Source organism: Candidiatus Paracoxiella cheracis (genome assembly GCF_049348705.1).
Taxonomy (GTDB): Bacteria; Pseudomonadota; Gammaproteobacteria; order Coxiellales; family Coxiellaceae; genus Paracoxiella; species Paracoxiella cheracis.
The window spans coordinates 174482-190625 of sequence record NZ_CP186485.1; the positions used below are offsets into that span (position 1 = coordinate 174482).

13 protein-coding genes and 1 pseudogene are annotated in these 16144 nt (G+C 43.0%); 10 read left to right on the forward strand and 4 right to left on the reverse strand.

Features of this window, described 5'->3' with window-relative positions; translation table 11 throughout:
- Window positions 1-31: 31 nt before the first annotated feature.
- The 3 genes and pseudogenes from ACJMKR_RS00855 to ACJMKR_RS00865 all read left to right on the forward strand — a co-directional run.
- A pseudogene (locus tag ACJMKR_RS00855) lies at window positions 32-427 on the forward strand (AAA family ATPase); the annotation flags it as partial.
- 183 nt (window positions 428-610) lie between these two features.
- Window positions 611-1360, forward strand: a complete 750-nt coding sequence (locus ACJMKR_RS00860; protein WP_423064260.1) for a DUF4143 domain-containing protein — start codon at window positions 611-613, stop codon at window positions 1358-1360.
- A 124-nt stretch (window positions 1361-1484) separates the two neighbouring features.
- A complete protein-coding gene (locus ACJMKR_RS00865) occupies window positions 1485-2771 on the forward strand; it encodes an MFS transporter (RefSeq protein WP_423063376.1) in 1287 nt (428 codons plus the stop codon).
- Here the strand turns inward: ACJMKR_RS00865 and ACJMKR_RS00870 are convergent.
- Entirely contained in the window at window positions 2756-3673 is a 918-nt protein-coding gene (locus tag ACJMKR_RS00870; protein WP_423063377.1) for a Fic family protein, read from the reverse strand. The two genes, ACJMKR_RS00865 and ACJMKR_RS00870, sit on opposite strands and share 16 nt — an antisense overlap.
- Window positions 3674-3893: 220 nt before the next feature.
- Between ACJMKR_RS00870 and tkt the strand changes: the two genes are divergently transcribed.
- The 6 genes from tkt to ACJMKR_RS00900 all read left to right on the forward strand — a co-directional run bounded on the left by tkt (window position 3894) and on the right by ACJMKR_RS00900 (window position 11553).
- The gene (tkt, locus tag ACJMKR_RS00875; protein WP_423063378.1) at window positions 3894-5909 is read left to right on the forward strand and encodes a transketolase; all 2016 of its coding nucleotides are present in this window, start codon (window positions 3894-3896) and stop codon (window positions 5907-5909) included.
- Between the two features lie 12 nt (window positions 5910-5921).
- Window positions 5922-6926: a type I glyceraldehyde-3-phosphate dehydrogenase gene (gene gap / locus ACJMKR_RS00880; RefSeq protein WP_423063380.1), complete on the forward strand. Its 1005-nt coding sequence runs from the start codon at window positions 5922-5924 to the stop codon at window positions 6924-6926.
- Window positions 6926-8110: a phosphoglycerate kinase gene (locus tag ACJMKR_RS00885; protein ID WP_423063381.1), complete on the forward strand. Its 1185-nt coding sequence runs from the start codon at window positions 6926-6928 to the stop codon at window positions 8108-8110. The genes gap and ACJMKR_RS00885 overlap by 1 nt, the downstream gene beginning before the upstream one ends.
- Window positions 8103-9557: a pyruvate kinase gene (gene pyk, locus ACJMKR_RS00890; RefSeq protein ID WP_423063382.1), complete on the forward strand. Its 1455-nt coding sequence runs from the start codon at window positions 8103-8105 to the stop codon at window positions 9555-9557. The genes ACJMKR_RS00885 and pyk overlap by 8 nt, the downstream gene beginning before the upstream one ends.
- Before the next feature lie 70 nt (window positions 9558-9627).
- On the forward strand, window positions 9628-9915 hold the full coding sequence (locus ACJMKR_RS00895) for a hypothetical protein (RefSeq protein ID WP_423063383.1): 288 nt from the start codon (window positions 9628-9630) through the stop codon (window positions 9913-9915).
- A gap of 99 nt (window positions 9916-10014) precedes the next feature.
- Entirely contained in the window at window positions 10015-11553 is a 1539-nt protein-coding gene (locus ACJMKR_RS00900; RefSeq protein WP_423062352.1) for a transposase, read from the forward strand.
- A 53-nt stretch (window positions 11554-11606) separates the two neighbouring features.
- Here ACJMKR_RS00900 and fba read toward each other — a convergent pair whose 3' ends face one another.
- Genes fba through ACJMKR_RS00915 form a run of 3 tightly spaced genes read right to left on the reverse strand, consistent with a single transcriptional unit; the run spans window position 11607 to window position 14621 of the window.
- The gene (fba, locus tag ACJMKR_RS00905; RefSeq protein ID WP_423063384.1) at window positions 11607-12656 is read right to left on the reverse strand and encodes a class II fructose-bisphosphate aldolase; all 1050 of its coding nucleotides are present in this window, start codon (window positions 12654-12656) and stop codon (window positions 11607-11609) included.
- Window positions 12657-12684: 28 nt separating this feature from the next.
- The gene (locus ACJMKR_RS00910) at window positions 12685-13062 is read right to left on the reverse strand and encodes a hypothetical protein (RefSeq protein ID WP_423063385.1); all 378 of its coding nucleotides are present in this window, start codon (window positions 13060-13062) and stop codon (window positions 12685-12687) included.
- Window positions 13063-13082: 20 nt separating this feature from the next.
- Window positions 13083-14621, reverse strand: a complete 1539-nt coding sequence (locus ACJMKR_RS00915) for a transposase (RefSeq protein WP_423062300.1) — start codon at window positions 14619-14621, stop codon at window positions 13083-13085.
- Between the two features lie 125 nt (window positions 14622-14746).
- On the opposite strand from ACJMKR_RS00915, the gene ACJMKR_RS00920 reads away from it, so the two are divergent.
- On the forward strand, window positions 14747-15400 hold the full coding sequence (locus tag ACJMKR_RS00920) for a hypothetical protein (protein WP_423063386.1): 654 nt from the start codon (window positions 14747-14749) through the stop codon (window positions 15398-15400).
- Window positions 15401-16144 lie beyond the last annotated feature (744 nt).

Below are 16144 nucleotides of genomic sequence, written 5' to 3' on the forward strand. Positions count from 1 at the left end.
TAACCATAATTTGGCATTTTTTAGGGGTTATATGAAAAGGGCTATAAGCAACGCACTGATTGCTTGGAAGCAACAACCAGAGCGGCTTCCCTTGCTAGTGCGAGGGGCGCGCCAGGTAGGCAAAACTTACACGATTGAGCAGTTTGGCCAAAACCATTTTGAAAGCGTTATTGCTATTAATTTTGAGCTTCATCCGGAGTTTAAAGCTTGCTTTGCTACTTTGGATCCGGCAGAAATTACCACCATGATTTCAGCACTTAGTCGCCAACGTGTGATCCCAGGGAAAACATTATGATTTTTAGATGAAATACAAGAATGCCCAAATGCGATTGTCGCATTACGTTATTTTAAAGAGCGGATGCCAGATCTTCACGTTATTGGTGCGGGATCTTTGCTTGAATTTGCGATGAACGATGAGCATTTTCGTATGCCTGTTGGGCGGGTTCAGTATTGTTATATGAGGCCGGTTTCATTTCGGGAATACCTTAAAGCTTCAGGCGATAGAGAATTGGATGATTTGTTATCCGAAGTTTCTCTTGTCAAAAATATACCGGATGTTCTACACAAAGCCTTATTAAAACGAGTTCGTGAATACATGATTTTAGGTGGAATGCCTGCAGTTTTAGATAGTTATTTTAAATATCATGAACTGACACAATGCCAACAATTGCAAACAGCGTTATTAAGCACCCATCGCAGTGATTTTGGAAAGTATTCACCGAAAACAAACCATCAATATCTTCAAAGTGCTTTTGAAAAAGCGCCGGCATTTGTTGGGCAACCTGTCAAATATGTAAAAATTGATCGAGATATTCGTTCAAGAGATTTGAAGTTAGCGATTGATCTTCTCGAGAGAGCGAATTTACTCTATCCAGTCTATGCAACGGCAGCATCAGGACTGCCGTTGGGTGCATTAATAAATCATAAAAAATTTAAAATTATTTTTTTAGATATAGGCCTTGTTAATAGACTTACAAGAATTGACATAGAAACTTTACTGAAAGAAAAGATGCTGCTTATTAATCAAGGTGCTCTCGCAGAGCAATTTGTTGGTCAGGAATTGCTTGCTTATTCAAACTGGGATGAAGAAGGGCAAGTTTATTTTTGGTCAAGAGAAAAACAAGGCAGTAGTGCCGAAGTGGATTTTGTTACCGCTGCAGGCTCAGTGATAGTGCCAATAGAAGTGAAAGCAGGTGCGACGGGAAAGTTGAAATCGTTAAGGTTATTCATGGAGGAGAAGCACAGTAAAATTGGTGTTAGAATATGTCAACAGGCACTGATGTATAATCAAAATATTCTATCTGTGCCGTTTTATTTGATAAGCGAGCTAGATCGATTAATAATGGATTGTTTATCTTAGGAGAGAGACTCATGGGCGCCTCTCCCGAAAAACAGTAACGCCGATCGCGATACGTAAGCAATTGAAATCGATAAATCGATAAAATGTTTGATGGGATTTGAAAACAATTTATAGAGGTACCTTTATGCCTTTCTCATTCAAGGAAGAAATAGCGCCGTTTAAGCCGCGCAACATTAAGTTTTATGTTCTGGGTGACGTTTTATTTTTCCTGAGCTTCTGGCTGATTCAGCTTAATTTGTCATGGGTGATTTACACCATCACGCGTTCGCCGTTGCACTTGGGGGTGTTGGGGTTTTTAGTTAATCTGCCGTTATTAATAATGCTCCCTTTTTCCGGAATATTGGCCGACCGATTTAACCGTCGTAAAATTATTTTATTGGCGCAAGTGATTTGGGCAATTCCGACACTCTTGTTAATCATTGTGAGTAGCCTCGGCAAAGTGCATCTTGGGCTGATCTTTTTTGTGGGGTTAATTTACGGCAGTCTGTTTGCATTGGTGAAGCCTTCGTCGGATGCCATGATTCGCGATATCGTCGAGCATAAAAAAGATTTGCATCGCATCATTGGTGTTGATAGCGCAGCAAATAAAGTGATGCAATTCGTAGCCTCTGCGTTGAATGGTATTATTCGGGTTATTTGGGTGACGACTTCAACGGCGGCTTTTGTCGTATCAATTATTTTAACGACATTTGCGTTTATTTGTTTTTTCGAGGTGAAGCCACGCCAATATCTTACCGAAGAATCCAAAGAAAAACCGATGCACCAATTAGTCGAAGGCTTTCGTTATGTGTTTTCACTATTTCCGGTGTGGACGACTATGATCATGGGTGCGATCGCTTTAATTATTACGATTGCACTACTATTTCAACTCCCTGTTTTTGCGGGAACGATCTTAGTAGGCGATATTCATTATTTAAATTATCTCTACATCGCCGCGGGTGTGGGCGGCATGGGCGGTGGCGTTATTTTAGCGCTGCGCGTTCGCAGTAAAGGGCTATTAAAATTAATGACACTGGCCATGTTGATTTTGGGTTTGGCATTAATTGGTTTTGCGTTGTCACGGATCATTTATTTATCGGTGATTTTTATGTTTATGACCGATGGTTGCGTGATTTTTATTTTTGCGAGTTGTGCGGCCGCGATTCAATATTTAATCGTCGATGCCAAGCGTGGTCGCGTGATGAGTATTTATTCGATGTTCTGTGTTGGCTTGATGCCATTTGGCATTTTAATCATGGGAGTGGTGGGTTATTTTATCGGAATTACCATCACCGTTATTGCCACAGGCGTTATCTGCTTGATTGCAGCAGTAGTCTATTGGATGTTAATGCCCAAAAATAAGAAACTTGTTGAGCTGATTTATGCAAAGCTCAGAACTGAAGACCCCGAAGCCGGTCAGAAATTATTTTGATTAAACTGATACTTTGTCATTCGTTTATCGCCGACTTTCACTAAAAAACCCTCCTCAACTCCCAGTTTTAAGTCGCGACTGGCTGTTGCTGTCGAGATAGTTTTAAACAGCGCGGCGTATTCTTGTCTGGAAAACATGCCCGTAAACTTTTCTCTTGCTAGCTCTAGTCTGGCATGGGGTGTTTTGGGCTGATAAGTGATGTTTTTCGCATAAGAGGACAGTGCTGCTTCGATCAGTTGTAAACAAAATTCGATAAAATCGGTAGAGTCACCTTTTGAGTCACACTGAGCCAATGCGAAGTAGTAATTTTTTTGTCTTTCTTTGATTAGGCTCTCAATGGCAACATAACGAAATACTTCATGAAATGCCGATAAAATAAGATGTTGCCACAATCGCCCCATGCGGCCATTCCCATCGCTGAAAGGATGGATAAATTCTAGTTCATAATGAAAAACACACGATTTAATTAACAAGGAAATGTCGTCTTTTTGCTTTAGAAAGTCAAAAAGAGCATCCATTAGCGCTTCCACTCTCTTTGGTTGTGGCGCAACATGAGCGACACGAGAACCCGCAAAAACTCCAACGTTCGTCTTTCTGTATGATCCAGCATCTTTTTGTAAGCGTTTCATTAAAATCTTATGTGCTTTTTTAAAGTCTGTTTTAGATGCATAGTTAAAATCAAGAGTGTGGTTGTAGACCTCAATAGCGTTTTTTACTTCCAGTATATCTTTCTCAGGCCCCAAAACCGCTACACCATCAACCAAATCGGTTACTTGGTCTATGGACAGTGTGTTGCCCTCTATTGCTAAAGAGGCTTGTATGGTTTGAATTTTGTTGGATTTCCTAAGAGAAACCTCGGGACGACTTATTTTCAAGCCATCGAGCTCACCTAGAAGCTGCATTATCCGCATAGAGGTGTTTAAGATGTTGGTCGAAATGGTAAATGGAGGATTTTTCACATAATGATAGTATCAAATGATAGTATCAAATTCAATCACTTTGATACTATCAGCCTTGGCGCTATCTGCCTCGATTCACCGACTGCAAGTAAATTGAATCGAACTACCTTACGCGTTATCATCTTTGCCTGACTTAATGACCCAATCAAAAAGGAACCACCGCATGGCATCACGTCGAGATTGCGCTAATGCTATTAGAGCATTGGCTATGGATGCTGTTCAAAAAGCCAATTCAGGCCATCCTGGCATGCCGATGGGGATGGCGGATATCGCCGAAGTGTTATGGCGTAACTTCTTGAAATTTAACCCAGCCAATCCAAACTGGTCCGATCGCGATCGATTTGTGTTATCGAATGGCCATGGAGTGATGCTGCAATACGCCCTACTTCACCTGACGGGATTTGATGTGAGCATGGACGACATCAAACAATTTCGCCAACTGCATTCTAAAACGCCGGGACATCCCGAATACGGCTTGACGCCGGGCGTTGAGACAACAGCCGGTCCACTCGGGCAAGGCTTAGCCAGTGGAATTGGTATGGCCATCGCGGAGCAGGTATTGGCCGCAACGTTTAATCGAGAAGGCTTTCCTATCGTCGATCATCACACCTATGTGTTTGTGGGGGATGGTGACTTGATGGAAGGTGTATCGCATGAGGCGTGTTCTCTGGCGGGAACTTTAGGGTTGGGAAAATTAATCGTCATTTATGATGACAATGGTATTTCTATCGACGGTAATGTGCGTGGTTGGTACACCGAAGATGTGCCAAAGCGTTTTGAAGCCTATGATTGGCATGTCGTGCCAAATGTGGATGGTCACAATGCTGAGGCCGTTGAAAAAGCCATTGCAGCCGCTAAAAAAGAAACGCATAAACCCAGTATTATTTGTTGTAAAACTATTATTGGTTTTGGTGCGCCAGTGGTAGCAGGCAATGCTGTTGCGCATGGTGCGCCGTTAGGTGAAAAAGAAGTGGCGGGCGCGCGCAATATTTTAAATTGGCCCTATCCACCGTTTGAAATTCCCGATGAAATTTATCAAGCGTGGGATGCACGTCAAAAAGGCTCACAAGCGGAAGCAAAGTGGCAGGCGCTTTTTTCACACTATGAAAAACAACATCCCGCATTAGCCAAAGAATTTTCGCGTCGCATCAAAGGATTATTGCCGGATAACTGGCAATCGACGATGCAGGAATTAATTTCAACGTTGCAAGAAGAAAGTGAAGATAACGCCACGCGAAAATTATCATTAAAATGTATTAATACGATGGCGGCTATTTTGCCCGAATTAATGGGGGGCTCGGCTGATTTATCGGAATCTAACTGCACAGAATGGTCAGGCGCTAGCATGTTAAGTCAGGAAAATCGTGCTGCGAATTATATCGAGTACGGTGTGCGTGAATTTGGTATGACAGGTATTTTAAATGGATTGGCGCTGCACCGTGGGTTTATGCCATTTGCGGGAACGTTTTTAGTATTTTCCGATTATGCACGAAATGCAATCCGCTTAGCGGTCATGATGAAAACGCATACCGTTTTTGTTTATACGCATGACTCCATTGGATTGGGTGAAGATGGCCCAACACATCAACCGATTGAGCAACTGCCATCACTGCGAATGATTCCGGGTAATCACGTTTGGCGTCCTTGCGATGGTGCAGAAACAGCGGTGAGTTGGAAGCACGCTGTTGAACATAATGGCGCGAGTTGTATTTTGTTAACGCGCCAAAAAATAGTGCATCAGAAGCGTGATGGAAAACAATTAAGTAACATCGCAAAAGGTGGTTATATCTTGTGGGAGTCTGGAGAAAAGCCAGATGTGATTCTCATGGCAACCGGTTCTGAAGTTACAATTACCGTGGAAGCGGCAAAACAATTATCCAAACAAAATATTCAGGTGCGTGTTGTATCGATGCCGTGTTGCGAAGTCTTCAAAAAACAAGACAAAGCGTATCGTGAATCCGTGTTGCCATCTGACGTGGTAAAACGTATTGCGATTGAGGCGGCCTCGCCAGATTACTGGTTCCAATTTGTGGGCAGTGATGGCACAGTCGTGGGTATCGATCGTTTTGGTGTATCGGCGCCGTATCAAGAGGCACTTCGCGAATACGGATTTACGCCCGAACACATTGTAGAAACAGCTCATCAATTCTTACAGGTTAAACAACCAAGCTCGTATTAAGAGGAGAAACTAATGGTTTATAAAGTTGCAATTAATGGTTATGGCCGAATTGGCCGCAATATTCTACGCGCCTACTATGAATCTGGAAAATATAAAGATATGAAAATCGTTGCGCTTAACGATCTTGGCGATATTGCGACGAATGCACATTTAACCAAATATGATAGCGTTCACGGACGTTTTCCGGGAGAAGTCAGCATCGATGGCGACAACTTAGTCATCAATGGCGATAAAATTAAAGTATGCGCCGAACGCAATCCAGAAAATTTACCGTGGAAAGAATTGGGTATTGATTTGGTGATTGAATCGACTGGACTGTTTGCTAGCCGTGAAAAAGCTCAAGTGCATTTAAAAGCCGGTGCGAAAAAGGTATTAATTTCTGCGCCCGCCGGTAACGATGTTAAAACCATTGTGTTTGGTGTAAACGATAATATTATCGAAGCGAGTGACACGATTCTTTCAAACGCTTCTTGTACGACTAACTGTTTAGCACCGCTTGCAAAAGTATTAAATGATGCCTTTGGTATTAAAGCAGGCTTGATGGTCACCGTGCATTCTTATACAAACGATCAAAAACTCACGGACAGTTATCACAAAGATTTACGACGCGCGCGTGCTGCTGCACAATCCATGATCCCAACCAAAACCGGCGCTGCGGCCGCAGTGGGTTTAGTGATGCCTGAACTCGATGGCAAGCTTGATGGTTATGCAATTCGCGTGCCGACCGTGAATGTTTCTGTGGTGGATTTGACGTTTGAAGTGGAAAAACAAGCGTCGGTGGATGCTATCAATCGTGCGATGAAAGAAGCTTCAAAGGGTGCGTTGAAAGGCGTTTTGGGTTATAACGATGAGCCTTTGGTATCGATTGATTTTAATCATAATGCATTTTCTTCGGTTTATGATGCAGGAGAAACGCGACTCATTGGTAACTTAGTAAAAGTTGTGTCGTGGTATGACAACGAATGGGGTTTTTCAAATCGCATGTTAGATACATCAACAGCGATTTTGGAAGCATAATGAAATTCATTAAAATGTCCGATCTCGATCTCGCGAATAAACGCGTGTTAATTCGTGAAGACCTTAACGTGCCGATGGAAAATGGGCGTGTCACCAGCGATGAGCGAATCGTTCGTGCGCTGCCCACTATCCAAATGGCGCTAAAAGAAAATGCACGCGTGATGATTTTGTCTCATTTGGGCCGACCCGAAGAAGGCAAATACGATTCAGCGTTTTCACTAGCGCCCGTTGCAAAAATACTGAGTGAAAAATTGGGGCAAGAAGTGCCGTTAGTCAAAGAATGGTTGGATGGTGTGGAAGTCTTACCAGGTCAAGCAGTGCTCTGTGAAAATGTGCGCTTTAACGTTGGCGAGAACGAAAACGATCCTGCCCTATCAAAACGTATGGCAAAATTATGCGATGTATTTGTCATGGATGCATTTGCCACAGCGCATCGTGCACAGGCATCCACCGTCGGTGTCGGTGAATTTGCGCCGATTGCTTGCGCGGGCCCTTTATTAACGTCTGAACTTCAAGCGTTATCACGCTCACTGCAAAATCCAAAACATCCGCTCGTTGCTATTGTGGGTGGTTCAAAGGTCTCAACGAAATTTCAGGTGTTAGAGGCATTGCTAAACAAAGTCGATCAATTAATTCTGGGCGGCGGGATTGCAAATACATTTTTAAAAGCACAAGGCTATGAGATTGGAAAATCGCTTTACGAGCCGGAGTGGGTTGCAAAAGCCGGTGAGCTCTTAACAAAAGCGAAGAAAAAAAATGTAGCTATTCCTTTGCCCGAAGATGTTGTGGTGGCAAAAGAATTAAAAGCCGATGCAAAGGCGACGGTAAAATCCATCGACGATATTGCTGCCGATGATTGTATTTTTGACGTGGGTCCTAAAACGGCGGGACATTATCCGCACTGGATGCATAACGCCGGAACCATCGTTTGGAACGGTCCCGTGGGCGTGTTTGAAATGCCCGCCTTTAGTCAAGGCACACGCGCCTTGGGCAATGCCATTGCGGCAAGCGCCGCTTATTCGATTGCTGGAGGCGGAGACACCTTGGCAGCACTCGATGAGTTCGGCATTGAGCAACAAATATCTTATATTAGTACTGGGGGTGGTGCATTTTTAGAATTTTTAGAGGGGCAAACCCTACCCGCTGTCGCCATGTTAGAAAAACGAGTAAACGATAATGAGTAAAAACAAAGAACACATGAAACGTCGCACCAAAATTATTGCGACGTTAGGGCCTGCCACCGATGATCCTGCAATGTTAGAACGAATTATTCATCAAGGTGTGGATCTCGTTCGACTTAATTTTTCCCACGATACACATGAAAAACATGAAGAGCGTATTCATGCGGTGCGTAAAGCAGCTAAAAAACAAGATCGTGTCATCGGTATTTTAGCAGATTTGCAAGGCCCCAAAATTCGTGTTTCTAGTTTTAAAAATAAAAAAATTAAACTTAAAGAAGGCGATACTTTTACGCTAGATGCTGCTTTGGCAGAAAATGCAGGCGATGAACAAGCCGTCGGTATCGACTATAAAGAATTACCAAACGATGTTGGTCCCAATGATATTTTGTTACTGGATGATGGTCGATTAAAATTGATTGTCAAAGAAGTTAAAGGCCCAAAAATTATTTGTCGAGTTGAAGTGGGTGGTGAATTATCGAATCATAAAGGGATTAATCGCCAAGGCGGCGGTCTTTCGGCAGCGTCTTTAACAGAAAAAGATATTCGTGATTTAAAGTTTGTCGTTGGCCTTGAAGTTGATTACATTGCGATTTCATTTCCGCGCAATGCAGACGACATTAAGCACGCCAAAAATTTAATAAAAGAAGCTAACGGCACAGCCGGTGTCATCGCAAAAATAGAGCGTACCGAGGCGGTTGAAAACATCGATGCCATTATCGAAGAAAGTCACGGTGTCATGGTTGCGCGTGGTGATTTGGCCGTTGAAATTGGCGATGCAGAAGTCCCACTCGTGCAAAAAGATATTATTCATCGCGCGCGTAGTTTGGATAAACCCGTTATTATCGCGACGCAAATGATGGAATCCATGATTCACAACTCCGTGCCGACGCGTGCGGAAGTTTCCGATGTTGCCAATGCGGTGTTAGATAATACGGATGCGGTCATGTTATCGGCAGAAACTGCCGTGGGCGATTATCCTGATCTCGTGGTTGCAGCCATGGCGCGAACTTGTGTGGTTGCAGAAAGTCAGCCGCGATCGCACGTGTCACGTCATCGTGTCGAATGTAGGTTTCAACGTATCGATGAAGGCATTGCGATGGCAACGATGTATACGGCGAATCATTTAAATATCGCTGCTATTATTACGCTCACAGAATCCGGTGCAACACCATTGTGGATGTCGCGCATCAGAACCGGTATTCCGATTTATGGGTTGAGTCGCTATAAAAAATCACTGGGGCGAATGACGTTATATCGTGGCGTCTACCCGATTGAGTTTGATCCCACTCAATATTCACGCGACGATGTTAATCCTCAAGCGGTGGGCCTCATGGAAAAACAAGGCGTGTTAGAAGATGGCGATTTAGTGATTTTAACCAAAGGTGATCATATGGGCGTCGGCGGTGGCTCCAATGCGATGAAGGTGTTGGTTGTCGGACAAGTGGTTTAGATTAGAACTCAAGCTAGAAAATTTTGAACAGGCTCTTAGGGATTAGAGATTAAAAAATAGGGATTTTAAAATGAAAAAAATTATAGTTCTGGTAATAACACTTTTAATATCATCATTTGCCTATGCACAAACAAAATTTACTTTTCTGGGGCAACCCATAAGGCCGGCTTGTGTCGCCCTGTTTAATTCAACAGTGGAAAATTACCCTTACGTAAAAGCGATTAATTTGCGTAGCTGTCAGAGCGGTCCATCATTCCCGCAAACGACACACCACAATAATGACAGCCTTTATTTTTTCTACAAAAATAATCGTGACATGGGTGCCGGGGCTTATTTTTATAAATTGGACTTTGGATAAATTTATAAAAATAATTAAAAATTGCTTGACATAGAAACCGAAAAAAAATTTTACGTTGTAAACAACGTTTGTTCGAAAAAATAAAATAAGGAACAAACGATGTTAGCGACAGAAAAACTAAAACAATTCCGTACATTCCTCTACAACATCTTCCCCGCGCGACGCGATGCCAATATGAATTTACTCGATGCCCTTTCAAGCCATGGCCATCGCTGCAAAACACCCATAGAATTATGTGAATCGCCATACTTTGAACGTGAATACAGTAGTATTACCGATGCGATTAGCGATGGTTTGTCGGTAGCAAATTGTTGGGATAGCATGATGAAAATACAATATGAACATGTGAGTCATAGCGATGACCGTGTGATCATTATTGCGGATACGACACCACAGTCGCGTCAAAGTGCACACTGTGTTGAAGATCGCCATGTGGTTTACAGCCCTAATCCAGCACCGGGTAACAAACCGATTACCATTGGACATGAATATTCAACGGTATCACTATTGCCCAATGATGGTGCAGCTCAAGAAAAGCATTGGTTAGTTCCACTGGATACGAGGCGCGTTAAAAGCGATGAAAAAGGCAATGTAGTTGGGATGCAGCAAATTAACCGTTGTATTGCAGACTTAGCGCTTACTCATAAATTGGTGGTTAGCGTGGCTGATTCAAAATATGGTACAGAAGCTTGCCGTAAACTGGTTAGCGAAAATCCCAATTGGGTACATCTTTTCCGTTTTAACAGTACCCGTAATGTTTTCGCGCCCGCATCAATAGAAGATAATACCTCAGGAAGTATAAAACGCTATGGTGATGCGATGAAACTAAACGACAGCACGACTCACCGTGAATCCGATGAGATTGTGCAGCAACCCATTACAACCCGCAGTGGCAAAACTTACCAATTGGAGATTAAAATATGGCGTGACCAATTACTGCGTGGTTCAAAGCAATTTAAAGGATATGAGCATCCTGTTACTGTTGTGCAATTGGTTGCGGTTGATGCTAACGGTAAATCTTTATATAAAAATCCACTCTGGTTAGGACTCGCTGGTGAACGACGTAATGAAATCACAGCATTAGAAGCCTATCACTATTACGATAGACGCTATGACATTGAACACTACTTTCGTTTTGGTAAAGACAAACTGTTATTTGACCGATACCAAACACCGGATGTTAAGCACGAAGAAGATTGGTGGCGGATGACAGCATTAGCGTATACGCAACTTTATCTAGCGAGGAATCTTGCCCCGATTTTACCGAAAAAATGGGAGCGGTATTTGCCGAGCTTCCAAGTGGATAACGAAAAACCATCAATAACTGCGACCCCTTCACAAACGCAACGGGGTTTTTCTACGGTGCTTGATACCGTTGGCACGCCTGCTAATCTCTGCAAACCACGCGGTAATCCGCAAGGCAGAACCAAAGGTGATACGCAGGGGAAACGCACGCGACATCCTGCTATTTTCAAAAATAGCAACTCAAAAATTAAAACGATTCAGAGGACTGAAGAAAAGACGCAAAACTCAGACCCTGAAAAAATAGAGGATTTGATTGGGATAGTAAAATCATGGTTGGATAAAATAAATTTTACACCTGAGCAATTCTACGAATTGCTGCAAAAAACAGCTTAAGATTTAGAAACTCACATTTTTTGATTATTGTCCTAACTGGCAAGGGATTTTATTTATCCAAAGTCCAATTTATAGCGACCCGCCATGTTTTCGAGCGAAACAATTTTAATTTTAGCGGCTTGACCGGCTGTGCCGAATGCTTCATAACGCGCCCTACAAATTTCACGCATCGCTTCTTTTGCCGCACTTAAATATTTTCGCGGATCAAAGTTCGATGGATCTTTCGCCAAACTTTTCCGAATAGCGCCGGTGGAAGCAAGTCGCAAATCGGTATCGATATTTACCTTGCGCACACCATGACGAATACCTTCTTGAATTTCAGAAACGGGTACGCCATATGTTTCTGGAATATCGCCACCAAATTCGTTAATCACTTTCAACCATTCTTGCGGCACCGATGAAGAACCGTGCATTACCAAATGCGTATCCGGCAGACGGTGGTGAATTTCTTTAATGCGATCGATGACCAAGACTTCGCCTGTTGGTGGCTGCGAAAATTTATACGCGCCATGGCTCGTGCCAATCGCAATCGCGAGTGCATCGACTTTAGTGGCATCGACAAACGCCGCTGCTTGCTCGGGGTCTGTCAGCATTTGCTCGCGCGATAATGTCCCTTCTGCACCCGAGCCATCTTCATCGGCAGCACGCTGCGTTTCGAGCGAACCCAAACAACCAAGCTCTCCCTCGACAGAAACACCACACGCATGCGCCATCTGAGTGGCGAGTGCTGTCATACGAACGTTATAGTCATAGTCAGACGGTGTTTTTTGATCTTCACGCAAAGAACCATCCATCATAACCGAAGTAAATCCAAGCTGAATCGAACGCTGACACACATCAGGCGAAGCACCATGATCTTGATGCATACAAATGGGCAGGTGAGGCCACTCTGCCTCTGCCGCCAAAATCAGAGATCGAATGAATTGAGGACCCGCATATTTTCTAGCACCCGCAGAAGCCTGCATAATCACAGGGCTATTCGTTTCATCGGCAGCCTCCATGATGGCACGCACCTGCTCGACATTGTTTACATTGAAAGCCGGAACACCATACCCGTGCTCTGCTGCATGGTCTAATAATTGTCGCAAAGAAATTAACGCCATATTGATACCCCTCTAACCACGTATGTTGTCACAGCGTGCTTAAGTCGATCACAAACTTTTTTGCCCCTTGACACTGATCCACAGAGTTTTTCTTTGGATACTGCCAAACGATCACTTCATTGCCTTGTACTTTAGCCGATTTGATGCCACCCGTACAGCGATCACCCCCCACCACATAAGACTGCAAGGTCAGGAAGGTGGCAGACTGCACCGTTGCACTAGAACCATTATCATAAACTCTTTCTTTTTCTTTCGTAACTCGCATCAATAACAACATGTCAAACACGCCCTTACCACCATTATTATTATAAGTGTGGAGGACGTAAACACCGTTTGCTGTTTCACCGAGCACTTTATATTGGACTTTGGATAAATAAAATCCCTTGCCAGTTAGGACAATAATCAAAAAATGTGAGTTTCTAAATCTTAAGCTGTTTTTTGCAGCAATTCGTAGAATTTCTCAGGTGTAAAATTTATTTTATCCAACCATGATTTTACTATCCCAATCAAATCCTCTATTTTTTCAGGGTCTGAGTTTTGCGTCTTTTCTTCAGTCCTCTGAATCGTTTTAATTTTTGAGTTGCTATTTTTGAAAATAGCAGGATGTCGCGTGCGTTTCCCCTGCGTATCACCTTTGGTTCTGCCTTGCGGATTACCGCGTGGTTTGCAGAGATTAGCAGGCGTGCCAACGGTATCAAGCACCGTAGAAAAACCCCGTTGCGTTTGTGAAGGGGTCGCAGTTATTGATGGTTTTTCGTTATCCACTTGGAAGCTCGGCAAATACCGCTCCCATTTTTTCGGTAAAATCGGGGCAAGATTCCTCGCTAGATAAAGTTGCGTATACGCTAATGCTGTCATCCGCCACCAATCTTCTTCGTGCTTAACATCCGGTGTTTGGTATCGGTCAAATAACAGTTTGTCTTTACCAAAACGAAAGTAGTGTTCAATGTCATAGCGTCTATCGTAATAGTGATAGGCTTCTAATGCTGTGATTTCATTACGTCGTTCACCAGCGAGTCCTAACCAGAGTGGATTTTTATATAAAGATTTACCGTTAGCATCAACCGCAACCAATTGCACAACAGTAACAGGATGCTCATATCCTTTAAATTGCTTTGAACCACGCAGTAATTGGTCACGCCATATTTTAATCTCCAATTGGTAAGTTTTGCCACTGCGGGTTGTAATGGGTTGCTGCACAATCTCATCGGATTCACGGTGAGTCGTGCTGTCGTTTAGTTTCATCGCATCACCATAGCGTTTTATACTTCCTGAGGTATTATCTTCTATTGATGCGGGCGCGAAAACATTACGGGTACTGTTAAAACGGAAAAGATGTACCCAATTGGGATTTTCGCTAACCAGTTTACGGCAAGCTTCTGTACCATATTTTGAATCAGCCACGCTAACCACCAATTTATGAGTAAGCGCTAAGTCTGCAATACAACGGTTAATTTGCTGCATCCCAACTACATTGCCTTTTTCATCGCTTTTAACGCGCCTCGTATCCAGTGGAACTAACCAATGCTTTTCTTGAGCTGCACCATCATTGGGCAATAGTGATACCGTTGAATATTCATGTCCAATGGTAATCGGTTTGTTACCCGGTGCTGGATTAGGGCTGTAAACCACATGGCGATCTTCAACACAGTGTGCACTTTGACGCGACTGTGGTGTCGTATCCGCAATAATGATCACACGGTCATCGCTATGACTCACATGTTCATATTGTATTTTCATCATGCTATCCCAACAATTTGCTACCGACAAACCATCGCTAATCGCATCGGTAATACTACTGTATTCACGTTCAAAGTATGGCGATTCACATAATTCTATGGGTGTTTTGCAGCGATGGCCATGGCTTGAAAGGGCATCGAGTAAATTCATATTGGCATCGCGTCGCGCGGGGAAGATGTTGTAGAGGAATGTACGGAATTGTTTTAGTTTTTCTGTCGCTAACATCGTTTGTTCCTTATTTTATTTTTTCGAACAAACGTTGTTTACAACGTAAAATTTTTTTTCGGTTTCTATGTCAAGCAATTTTTAATTATTTTTATAAATTTATCCAAAGTCCAACTGTTACTGTTGTGCAATTGGTTGCGGTTGATGCTAACGGTAAATCTTTATATAAAAATCCACTCTGGTTAGGACTCGCTGGTGAACGACGTAATGAAATCACAGCATTAGAAGCGTATCACTATTACGATAGACGCTATGACATTGAACACTACTTTCGTTTTGGTAAAGACAAACTGTTATTTGACCGATACCAAACACCGGATGTTAAGCACGAAGAAGATTGGTGGCGGATGACAGCATTAGCGTATACGCAACTTTATCTAGCGAGGAATCTTGCCCCGATTTTACCGAAAAAATGGGAGCGGTATTTGCCGAGCTTCCAAGTGGATAACGAAAAACCATCAATAACTGCGACCCCTTCACAAACGCAACGGGGTTTTTCTACGGTGCTTGATACCGTTGGCACGCCTGCTAATCTCTGCAAACCACGCGGTAATCCGCAAGGCAGAACCAAAGGTGATACGCAGGGGAAACGCACGCGACATCCTGCTATTTTCAAAAATAGCAACTCAAAAATTAAAACGATTCAGAGGACTGAAGAAAAGACGCAAAACTCAGACCCTGAAAAAATAGAGGATTTGATTGGGATAGTAAAATCATGGTTGGATAAAATAAATTTTACACCTGAGAAATTCTACGAATTGCTGCAAAAAACAGCTTAAGATTTAGAAACTCACATTTTTTGATTATTGTCCTAACTGGCAAGGGATTTTATTTATCCAAAGTCCAATATAAAGACGGCCAGTTGGATCCGCGCATTCAAAACGTGCAAACGGTTTCTAACAACGCCTGAAAATCAGATAATACATACATGAGTGGCGAGGCTCATTTTTCCGAGTAAAATTCCCCGCAAATGGCGCTCCGCATCTCGAGGGCACATAATTACAAAGAAAAATAACAGACCCCACTGCATCTTGGAGCGTCAGTTGTGATGGGATTTATCCTGAAAAACGAACGAGCGAGCGCAATGTATGGATAATACATGAGCATGGCGAGGCTCGTTTTTCGCGGGAAATCACCCGCAAATGGCGCTCCGTATCCCGAGGGCACGTAGTTTTGAATTTCAATTGCTTGGCTTACGCGATTGGTGTTACTGTTTTTCGGGAATCGCCGTCCTTGGCTGCTAAGTACTTCCATGGTACTTACGCCCGCAAAACAGTAACACCAATTTCTTTGGCGCAATTGAAATGCTGTTCGATAGTGGAGGACTCAACCTAACCTCGTCATCCCGGAAATTTTGCATCAGGATGTGCAAAATTATCCGGGATCCAAACTGTTACCAGGGATGGGGGAAAAACGACCTCCAAGAGGCGCGTAATTAGTTCATTTTTTAGTAGGAATACCTGTGTTTACTGATTGTATTTTATGGCATAGTGTTGAGCTTACAGCTCATCTATTATTTTTCA

Coding starts and splice junctions, on each gene's coding strand:
- ACJMKR_RS00900 (WP_423062352.1), top strand. CDS start 10,015: ATGTTAGCGACAGAAAAACTAAAACAATTCCGTACATTCCTCTACAAC.
- ACJMKR_RS00915 (WP_423062300.1), bottom strand. CDS start 14,621: ATGTTAGCGACAGAAAAACTAAAACAATTCCGTACATTCCTCTACAAC.
- pyk (WP_423063382.1), top strand. CDS start 8,103: ATGAGTAAAAACAAAGAACACATGAAACGTCGCACCAAAATTATTGCG.
- ACJMKR_RS00870 (WP_423063377.1), bottom strand. CDS start 3,673: ATGCAGCTTCTAGGTGAGCTCGATGGCTTGAAAATAAGTCGTCCCGAG.
- tkt (WP_423063378.1), top strand. CDS start 3,894: ATGGCATCACGTCGAGATTGCGCTAATGCTATTAGAGCATTGGCTATG.
- ACJMKR_RS00895 (WP_423063383.1), top strand. CDS start 9,628: ATGAAAAAAATTATAGTTCTGGTAATAACACTTTTAATATCATCATTT.
- ACJMKR_RS00860 (WP_423064260.1), top strand. CDS start 611: ATGCCTGCAGTTTTAGATAGTTATTTTAAATATCATGAACTGACACAA.
- gap (WP_423063380.1), top strand. CDS start 5,922: ATGGTTTATAAAGTTGCAATTAATGGTTATGGCCGAATTGGCCGCAAT.
- fba (WP_423063384.1), bottom strand. CDS start 12,656: ATGGCGTTAATTTCTTTGCGACAATTATTAGACCATGCAGCAGAGCAC.
- ACJMKR_RS00865 (WP_423063376.1), top strand. CDS start 1,485: ATGCCTTTCTCATTCAAGGAAGAAATAGCGCCGTTTAAGCCGCGCAAC.
- ACJMKR_RS00885 (WP_423063381.1), top strand. CDS start 6,926: ATGAAATTCATTAAAATGTCCGATCTCGATCTCGCGAATAAACGCGTG.